This window comes from Corynebacterium sp. MSK044 (assembly GCF_030232825.1).
GTDB lineage: Bacteria > Actinomycetota > Actinomycetes > Mycobacteriales > Mycobacteriaceae > Corynebacterium.
Genome location: NZ_JASPJJ010000086.1, coordinates 1 through 233, shown reverse-complemented (window position 1 = coordinate 233; position 233 = coordinate 1). Strand labels below are relative to the sequence as shown.

Sequence of the window (233 nt, the reverse complement as noted above, 5' to 3'; positions counted from 1 at the left end):
GAACTGACCTCCATGACCACGTGGGTGACCCCGCGGTCGCGCATCTGCGCCAGCAGGGCCTGCATGGTCGGCGCCTCGGGGGTGGTGAGCTTCGTGGGGATCTGCTCGCCATTGATCCGGGTGCCGGTGGTACCGATGATGCCGACGCTGTGCTTGGCCATCAGGGCGCGCTCGATGAGGTACGTCGTGGTGGTCTTACCCGAGGTTCCGGTGATGCCGATGATGCGCAGGTC

Annotated in this window: 1 protein-coding gene; it reads right to left on the bottom strand. The window is 66.1% G+C overall.

What is annotated here, in order from left to right:
* Positions 1-233 (bottom strand): Mur ligase family protein (locus tag QP994_RS11180; protein ID WP_284866848.1); only part of this gene is annotated, 233 nt, incomplete at both ends.